Genomic DNA, 8,795 nt, shown 5'->3' with positions numbered 1-8,795 from the left:
GGTTTGTCGGAACGGTTAAATATACCCAGGGCTGAAGCAAAGGCCTTAATTGAGGGTTATTTTGAGAATTTCCCGGAAGTTAAGAAATACATGAATCAGGTTATTGACGGTGCAAGAGATAAGGGATATGTTGAGACCATTTTAGGCAGGAAACGTTTTCTGAAAGATATACATTCTGCAAATGCGGTGGTCAGGGGAGTAGCCGAGCGAAATGCAATTAATGCGCCTGTTCAGGGATCGGCTGCCGACATCATTAAAATTGCCATGGTCAATATCCAGAAAAAATTAAATGAAAGGAAATTACAAAGTTTATTGATATTGCAGGTTCATGACGAACTTGTTCTGGATGTTTTTAAGCCGGAATTGGAAGAAGTCAGGGAACTGGTGAAAACAGAAATGGAATCTGCAGTGAAATTGAAAGTCCCACTTTTGGTTGAAATCGGAGTAGGGCAGAACTGGCTTGAAGCACATTAACCTGTACAGTTTTAATTAAAGAAATAATTAAACTACATCACGATGAAAATTAAAATTATTTGTTTCGGTGAAGTTGCCGATATTATTGGGAAAAAGCAATTTGAATTGAAAGATATTATTGATTCAGCCTCTTTAAAAGGTTATCTGGCCGGCAAGTATCCTGCCCTTTCAAAAATTCATTACCAGGTGGCCTTGAATAAAATTCTGAATAAGGCGGATAATTTTAAAAACAATGATGAGATAGCTCTTTTGCCTCCGTTTTATGGCGGTTAATAGGAAAGAACAGCTTGAATTTCCTATTGATCACGAGTTCTTTGTGGTTGATGAGAAATTTCGTGTTGATTCCCTGTATTGATTCCAAAACAGCTTTATGATTTTTTTGGGATGAAGATTTTTAGGAAGATTTCAGGGGGATGGGTATTAACTATTTATTAATTAGTTGATTATAAATTATATGATATTGATCAACTAAATTATCATGGGTATCCGAATTCAGGACAAATACGGAATTGGGCACCCTAAGTTCCTGGGCTGTAAAATTCCATATTATTTTTATTCCAGAGGTGGACATTAAATCGGCAATTTGTTGGGCTTCTTCATTGTTGTTAATCAGAATACCGATTTGAATATTCATGCGGTTTGCCAAATTTTTCAATTTTTGAACCGACATGACCTGGTAACCTTTAATGTTTTTGCCGATGAAGGAAGAACTGGAATCAAAAACGGCTTCAATTTTTAAATTACAATTTTTTAATGTTTTATTCAGAATAAACTCGTCCCCAAATCGTTTTGCGCCCACCACCAGAATTTCCTGTATCTTGTGATATCCCAGCATGGTCTCAATGCCATTGATTAGAATCTCAATGTTATAAATATCAAGAGAAGGATCAAAATTCCTGGAGTAGGAAATATCATTGACCACCATAGAATGGGTATAATCCATATCTTTGGCAATATGGTCGGCAGAAATATAAGTTTTGCCTTTAAGCTTTAAAAACCTAAGATAATTTAAATAAGAAGGCATTCGTTTCAGAACATCTTCAGGAATATCTGATAATTGTTGGCTTTCCTGGTTATTAATTTTCATGTTTAAATGTAGATTCGAATAGCTTAAAATACATACTAGAAAGGGAAAAATCAACCCATACTTTCTAAAAATGAAAAAACGCTCCTGCTTTTTGTGCAGGAGCGCTAAAATAGAAAACAAGAATCAAAAATCTACCTTTTGGCCATAATAAATGCAGGTAAATAATTTTTCCATTTCCTCTTTGCTGACCGGTCTTGGATTAGCTCCAGTGCAGGCATCCAGGAGGGCATTTTCAGAGATAAACTTCAAATTGGCTTTAAAATCAGCTTCGCTTACTCCGAAATCTTTAAGTGTAAGAGGAATGTTCATCTGTCGGTTCAACGACTGGATTAATGCCGTGTAAGCATTGACCAGTTCTTCAGTTGTATTGCCGGGCAGTTTAAGTCTTTTTGCAATTTCCGCATATTGTGTAGCGCAAACTTTTTTGTTGAAATCAATTACATAAGGCAGGTAAATTGCATTTGCGCAACCATGGGCTATATTAAAAACAGGTCCTGTTTTATGCGCCATGCTGTGGGTAATTCCAAGCAGTGCATTAGAAAATGCCATACCTGCAAGGCACTGGGCAATATGCATTTGATTTCTGGCTTCTTTGTCGCCTTTATAAGATTTAATCAGGCAGTCATAAATCATTTCAATGGCTTCCATAGCCAGGGGATTGCTGAAGGGAGACCTTAATGCTGCGACATAAGCTTCAGTGGCATGGGTCAGGGCATCCATGCCTGTATGTGCCGTAAGGGTTGGGGGCATGGTTTGTGCCAGTTCAGGATCGACAATGGCAATATCCGGAGTAATGTTAAAATCTGCAATAGGATATTTTATCCTGGATTTGTAATCCGTAATAACCGAAAAAGCGGTTACCTCAGTTGCCGTACCACTGGTGGAAGGAATAGCAACAAATTTTGCTTTTCTTCTTAGTTCGGGAAGTCCAAAGGGTATAATTGCCTGATCAAAACTAAAATCGGGATATTCGTAAAAGATCCACATGGCTTTTGCAGCATCTATCGGCGAACCACCTCCCATGGAAACGATCCAGTCGGGCTGAAATTTCTGCATTGCTTCTGCACCACGCATTACAGTTTCAACAGACGGATCCGGCTCAACCCCTTCAAACAATTCTACTTCTAAACCAGCTTCTTTCAGGTAAGAAACCGTCTTTCCCAAAAAACCAAACTTCTTCATTGACCCCCCACCAACAACTACCATGGCTTTTTTCCCTCTCAGGTTTTTTAATTCTTCCAGCGAATTTTCTCCAAAGTAGATGTCTCTGGGTAATGTGAAACGTGCCATTTATAAATCCTCCAAATATTGTTATTTAAAAAACATAATTGTTATTTTTATAACAATAGCTGTGCCAAAATTTATAAAATATTGTAAAAGAATATTATAGCTATTTGTGAAAAAAATAACGCCAATAAAAATGTCCTATAAATGAACAAATATACAAATTCAACTGTATAAATATAGGACAATGTCCTGAAATAGGACAATCAAGTGAGTTTGTATTTTTTTAATTTCAGGTAAAGGGTATTTCGGCTGATATGAAGGTTCCTGGCTGTCTGGGTGATGTTCCCGTTTGAAAGAACCAGGGTTTTTTGGATGGCTCTTTTTTCAATTTCTTCCAGTGTTTCTATCGTTTCGGTTGAAGGTACAAGCGGCACTTCCTTTTGAATTGCAGCCTCCGGGAAAATTTCCTTTAAATGTTCGTCAATATTTACTTTGCCTTCGAGGTTTACGGTCTTTTCAATAAAATTTTCCAGCTCCCTGATATTACCCGGCCAGCTGTAGGTCAACATTTCATTCATCAAAGCCGGTGATATTTGAGGGACAGCCTTATTCAGTTTAGCCGATTTTGCATTCAGGAAAAAATCAATGAACAGGGGAATATCTTCAATTCTCTTTTTAAGGGGAGGCAAAACTATGGGAATTACACTTAAACGGTAAAAAAGGTCCAGCCTGAACCTTCCTCTTTCAACCTCATGTTTGAGGTCTTTATTGGTTGCGGCAATGATACGGACGTCAACGGGAATATCCTTGGTGCTTCCTACGCGGGTGATGCAATTTTCCTGCAGTGCCCTAAGCAGTTTGACTTGCATGCTCAGGGGCATTTCTCCGATTTCATCGAGGAATAAAGTTCCGCCATTGGCCAGTTCAAATTTTCCTGGCCGACCCCCTTTGATGGCTCCGGTAAAAGCTCCTTCATCATAGCCAAATAATTCACTCTCAATAAGGCTTTCGGGTATGGCACCGCAATTGACGGCTACAAATCCGTTTTCAGACCTGTCACTGGCATTGTGGATGGATTGGGCGAATACTTCTTTGCCTGTGCCGCTTTCACCCTGGATCAAAATCGTCGAGGGACTGCTGGCCACACTTTTGGCAAATTCAATGATCCATTGAATTTCCCGGCTTTTCCCGATGATGTCATCAAAAGTATAGTGGGCATGCATTCCTGTATATTTATTGACCAGATGGATGATTTTTTTAATCTCATTAAAAATGATCAATATGCTGATCAATTCACCCTGGTCGTTTTTGATGGGATAAGCGCTAATGTTAAACTTTTCGGTCTTCTGGCCTGAAATCATGGTCATTTCTTTATCTTCGAATGACCTTCCTTCGGACAAGGTTTTAATGATTATCCCTCCATCGGGCATAATGCCCAATAAATTTTTTTCTACAAGTTCATCTGCCTGATTATTGAGTAACTTACATGCCTCGGCATTTATTCTTGAAATTTTGCCGCTCAAATCTGTAGTCAAAACGCCAAATGAAAAAGTGTTGATGATGGAATTGATGTACTTAAAAGCTTCCAACAGATCTTGTTGGGTTTCTTCATTCTTTATATGGTCTTCAATGGAATGGACCACTGCTGCTACCATTCCCAGGGAATAAAGTTGAGCTTTGGTGCTGCGTTCACAAAGGCCCAGTATTCCGATTATTTCACCGTCTTTATGGATAGGGGCAGCAGAGCAGGTCAACTGATGGAAGGCAGTGATATAATTTTCATGAGACGAAATTTGCACCGGCTCGTTTTCCAAAATAGCCATTCCAATTGCATTGGTCCCCATATTTTTTTCATCCAGGTACGCCCCTTCGGCCAGAGCAGATTTTTGCGCTCCCTGGCTGATGTTTTTATTACCCAATAATTTTAGAATGCAACCGTTTTGATCCGTCAATACGACAATTGCCCCTGTATGCTCAACAAACTCATTGAAAAAATAGAGAAAATGACCGGCAATTTCCAGCAGGTGCCGGTTTATTTGAAGTTGACTTTCCAATTGTCCGGCAGATAAAATTGATCTGGAAAAAAACTGGTCTTTTCTCACCCCGGATTTCTGACTCCGCAAGTGGGATTCTTTTATTTTCCTTTCAATATCTTTTTTATCGCTGTACTTCATCCCGGCCAATTGATAAATAAATTTCCCGCTAAGTTATGAAATTGTGGTCAATTGATTAAATCTGATTCCTTCAGTTTTATCCCGGGGAAAAAGAAAATTATTTTGTTACGGTCAAGGTGATCGTTTAACGGATTGCTTTTGATTTTGAGTGACTGGTTGATGATTTTATGATCAAATACAGCTGAAAATAAAACTGTTTTTCTTAAATTTAATTGAAATTCTCATTCTATTTATTTTACCCGGTTTAATCAATTCCAGATAAATCTTTTATGAAATTTGCTCAATAGGGAAGGGTAAAATCATATTTTCAAATTATTGGCTTTGTATAGAAATTTTAAACCTTGAAAATTATGGCTGAAAATGAACTGATCAAAACCAACCCCTTATCCGCTGATGAAGTAAAAAAAATAAATGCTTACTGGCGTGCAGCCAATTATTTATCGGTGGGTCAAATCTACTTATATGACAATCCGCTTTTGAGGGAGCCGTTGAAAATCGAGCATGTGAAACCGCGACTGCTTGGGCACTGGGGAACAACGCCAGGGCTAAACTTCATTTATGCTCACCTGAACAGGGTGATCAAGAAAAATAACCTGAACATGATTTATGTGACAGGCCCGGGTCATGGCGGTCCCGGCCTTGTTGCCAATACCTACCTGGAAGGAACTTACAGCGAAATTTACCCGGATATCACTCAGGATGAAGAAGGGATGAAAAAACTGTTCAAGCAGTTTTCATTTCCCGGCGGAATTCCCAGTCATGTTGCGCCTGAAACGCCCGGTTCTATCAACGAAGGAGGTGAATTGGGTTATTCGCTTTTACATGCTTATGGCGCAGTTTTCGATAATCCTGATTTACTGGCCTGTTGCGTAGTTGGTGATGGGGAGGCTGAAACCGGCGCATTGGCAGCCAGCTGGCACTCAAACAAATTTTTAAACCCTGTTCATGATGGTGCTGTACTTCCTGTTTTGCACCTGAATGGGTACAAAATTGCAAATCCTACTTTGCTGGCAAGGATTAGCCAGAAGGAATTAACCAGCCTGTTTGAGGGATACGGATACAAGGTTTATTTTGTCGAAGGCGAAGAAGCAGAACCCATGCACCAGAAGATGGCTGCAACACTGGATGTGGTTGTTGAGGAAATCAGAAATATACAGGCAGATATCCGGACTCATGGCTTCAAACAACGGCCGGCCTGGCCCATGATTATCCTGAGGAGCCCCAAGGGATGGACCGGACCGAAAATGGTTGATGGCCTGGAAGTGGAAAATTCATTCCGTTCACATCAGGTCCCCCTTGCTGAATTGGCTTCGAAACCTGAACACTTAAGGCTTTTGGAAGAGTGGATGCGCAGTTATAAACCTGAAGAATTATTCGATGATGAAGGAAAGTTCCGTTCGGATTTAGCCGAACTGGCCCCAAATGGAGACTTGCGGATGGGCGCCAATCCAAATGCTAATGGGGGTTTGTTGCTGAAAAACTTAAAGATGCCCGATTTTCAGAAGTATGCCGTAAAGGTCGAAAAGCCCGGTGTGACCGAGAGCGAAGCAACAAAGGTGATGGCCCAGATGCTCCGGGATGTAATCAGGTTAAGCAACCATGACCGGAATTTCCGGATCATGGGGCCAGACGAAACAAATTCAAACCGGCTCAATTCATTGTTTGAAGCAACAGACAGGGTTTTCACCGGCGATATTTTGAAAAGTGACGATCATTTATCGCCCGATGGACGGGTAATGGAAGTGTTGAGCGAGCACATGTGCCAGGGCTGGCTCGAAGGTTATTTGCTTACCGGCCGCCATGGATTTTTCTCCTGTTATGAGGCCTTTATTCATATTATCGATTCGATGGTCAACCAGCACGCAAAGTGGTTGAAGACAACCAATCATATTCCCTGGCGCAGGCCTATCGCTTCATTGAATTACCTGCTTACTTCTCATGTCTGGCGGCAGGATCACAACGGATTCAGTCATCAGGATCCAGGGTTCATTGATCATGTAATCAATAAAAAAGCTGAGATAGTCCGGGTTTATTTGCCCCCCGATGCCAATACCCTCTTGTCGGTTACCGATCACTGCCTGCGCAGCCGCAATTATATCAATGTGATTGTAGCCGGTAAGCAACCTGCCCTGCAATATCTGGACATGGATTCAGCAGTGAAGCATTGTACGGCTGGAATAGGGATATGGGAATGGGCAAGCAATGACCAGCATTCAGAACCCGAAGTGGTTATGGCCTGTGCAGGCGATGTCCCTACGTTAGAATCTCTGGCTGCGGTGGATTTGCTCAGGCAATATTTTGAAGATTTGAAAATCAGGTTCATCAATGTGGTGGATCTGATGACTTTACAGGCTGCAGGTGAACATCCTCATGGTTTGTCGGACAAGGAATTTGATTCCCTTTTTACTACCAATAAGCCGGTCATTTTTGCTTTTCATGGATATCCCTGGCTGATTCACCGTTTGACCTACAGAAGGGCAAATCATTACAACATTCATGTCCGCGGATATAAAGAAGAAGGGACAACCACCACACCTTTTGACATGGTGGTGATGAATGACCTTGACCGTTTTCACCTGGTGATGGATGTGATCGACCGTGTGCCGAGGCTGGAGAAGATAGGCGCTCATGTTAAGCAGACTATGCGGGATAAATTGATTGAACACAAGCAATATATTTACAAACATGGAGATGACCTGCCTGAGGTAAAAAACTGGAAGTGGCCCTATTAACGGGGATATGAAAATAAAAAACCTCCCGTAACAGGGAGGTTTTCATTTGGTAGATATAAAAAATTTAAAACCTTTTTACATATCCATGACAGTAAGGTAAAGTCCCTTTCTGTTCATAGTATTTTTGATGATAAGTTTCAGCCGGCCAAAAGGTTGAAGCCGGAGTAAGTTTTGTTGCTACTTTATAGCCTTTTTGTTCCAGAATCTTAATTAATTTTTCAGCGGTTTGTTTTTGTTCGTTCGACAGATAAAATATTTCAGAACGGTATTGATCGCCTATATCGGGGCCTTGGCCGTCAACCTGCGTGGGGTCATGAATTTCAAAAAACAGGCGGGCTACAGTTTCAAAATTAGTTACGGAAGGATCAAAGACAATCCTTACGGCTTCAGCATGGCCTGTGGTATGCGTGCATACTTCCTTGTAGGTCGGGTTTTTTGTATGCCCGCCGATAAATCCTGCTTCCGTTGAGATTACTCCCTTGGCCTTGTGCATGTAATAATCGACCCCCCAGAAACATCCTCCTGCAAAAATTGCTGTATCGGTTTTTTTCTGACTTTCTTTTTTACCGGGAATGAATTCAAGGGAAAGTGAATTGACGCAATGCCTGGTATTTTTAGGAGTTAATCCTTCGCCGGTAAAAACATGGCCCAGATGGGCGCCGCAATTTGCGCAGGTAATTTCAATCCGCCTGCCGTCGGCATCCAGGCTGCGTTTTACTGCACCGGGTATTTCCTGGTCGAAACTTGGCCAGCCACAGCTCGACTTAAATTTATCGGATGAATGAAACAGGGGAGCACCGCAACGTTTGCACACATAAGTTCCGTTTTCAAAAAAGTCCCAGTATTTCCCACTAAAAGGACGTTCTGTCCCTTTATGGACAATTATATTTTCTTCCTCGGGGGTAAGCTTTTTATAATTCATGTTGAATTGTTTTTGTTGATTTTGTCCGCATCCTGGAGCAGACATAATAAATACAAAAGCAAATATACCAATCAAAGCTTTCATAATTGGTGTTTCTTTTCTCTGTATATTAAAACATACTGAAAGCTTAATTGTTGCGTTCCGGTATCAAATTTTGAGGGATTGGGTTCATTCATTGC

Annotated in this window: 7 protein-coding genes; 3 read left to right on the top strand and 4 right to left on the bottom strand. The window is 40.9% G+C overall.

Annotation, left to right across the window (positions count from 1 at the left end):
* Positions 1–474, top strand: a 474-nt coding sequence (locus Q8907_08915; GenBank protein ID MDP4274385.1) for a DNA polymerase, incomplete at its 5' end; no start/stop codon positions are given.
* Positions 475–516: 42 nt separating this feature from the next.
* Positions 517–747 (top strand): MoaD/ThiS family protein, encoded by a 231-nt coding sequence (locus Q8907_08910; protein ID MDP4274384.1) that lies wholly within the window; start codon positions 517–519, stop codon positions 745–747.
* Positions 748–898: 151 nt separating this feature from the next.
* Here Q8907_08910 and Q8907_08905 read toward each other — a convergent pair whose 3' ends face one another.
* The 3 genes from Q8907_08905 to Q8907_08895 all read right to left on the bottom strand — a co-directional run bounded on the left by Q8907_08905 (position 899) and on the right by Q8907_08895 (position 4,962).
* Positions 899–1,561 carry a redox-sensing transcriptional repressor Rex gene (locus Q8907_08905; GenBank protein MDP4274383.1) on the bottom strand — a complete coding sequence of 221 codons (663 nt, stop codon included), beginning with the start codon at positions 1,559–1,561 and terminating at the stop codon, positions 899–901.
* Positions 1,562–1,684: 123 nt separating this feature from the next.
* Positions 1,685–2,851: an iron-containing alcohol dehydrogenase gene (locus Q8907_08900; GenBank protein ID MDP4274382.1), complete on the bottom strand. Its 1,167-nt coding sequence runs from the start codon at positions 2,849–2,851 to the stop codon at positions 1,685–1,687.
* Between the two features lie 200 nt (positions 2,852–3,051).
* The gene (locus tag Q8907_08895; GenBank protein MDP4274381.1) at positions 3,052–4,962 is read right to left on the bottom strand and encodes a sigma 54-interacting transcriptional regulator; all 1,911 of its coding nucleotides are present in this window, start codon (positions 4,960–4,962) and stop codon (positions 3,052–3,054) included.
* A 350-nt stretch (positions 4,963–5,312) separates the two neighbouring features.
* Here Q8907_08895 and Q8907_08890 point away from each other — a divergent pair, with 350 nt between their 5' ends.
* Positions 5,313–7,694 (top strand): phosphoketolase family protein, encoded by a 2,382-nt coding sequence (locus tag Q8907_08890; protein ID MDP4274380.1) that lies wholly within the window; start codon positions 5,313–5,315, stop codon positions 7,692–7,694.
* Between the two features lie 64 nt (positions 7,695–7,758).
* Here the strand turns inward: Q8907_08890 and Q8907_08885 are convergent, their stop codons facing one another.
* On the bottom strand, positions 7,759–8,661 hold the full coding sequence (locus Q8907_08885; protein ID MDP4274379.1) for a bifunctional methionine sulfoxide reductase B/A protein: 903 nt from the start codon (positions 8,659–8,661) through the stop codon (positions 7,759–7,761).
* Between the last annotated feature and the right edge of the window lie 134 nt (positions 8,662–8,795).

Source organism: Bacteroidota bacterium, from assembly GCA_030706565.1.
In the GTDB taxonomy this organism is placed as follows: Bacteria; Bacteroidota; Bacteroidia; order Bacteroidales; family JAUZOH01; genus JAUZOH01.
The sequence above is the reverse complement of the archived record's forward strand: the minus strand, read 5'-3'. Positions and strand labels throughout refer to the sequence as shown.

What these genes read in the sequence shown, in the direction of transcription:
- Q8907_08900 (MDP4274382.1), bottom strand. Translation starts at nt 2,851, where the DNA reads ATGGCACGTTTCACATTACCCAGAGACATCTACTTTGGAGAAAATTCG.
- Q8907_08905 (MDP4274383.1), bottom strand. Translation starts at nt 1,561, where the DNA reads ATGAAAATTAATAACCAGGAAAGCCAACAATTATCAGATATTCCTGAA.
- Q8907_08895 (MDP4274381.1), bottom strand. Translation starts at nt 4,962, where the DNA reads ATGAAGTACAGCGATAAAAAAGATATTGAAAGGAAAATAAAAGAATCC.
- Q8907_08885 (MDP4274379.1), bottom strand. Translation starts at nt 8,661, where the DNA reads ATGTCTGCTCCAGGATGCGGACAAAATCAACAAAAACAATTCAACATG.
- Q8907_08910 (MDP4274384.1), top strand. Translation starts at nt 517, where the DNA reads ATGAAAATTAAAATTATTTGTTTCGGTGAAGTTGCCGATATTATTGGG.
- Q8907_08890 (MDP4274380.1), top strand. Translation starts at nt 5,313, where the DNA reads ATGGCTGAAAATGAACTGATCAAAACCAACCCCTTATCCGCTGATGAA.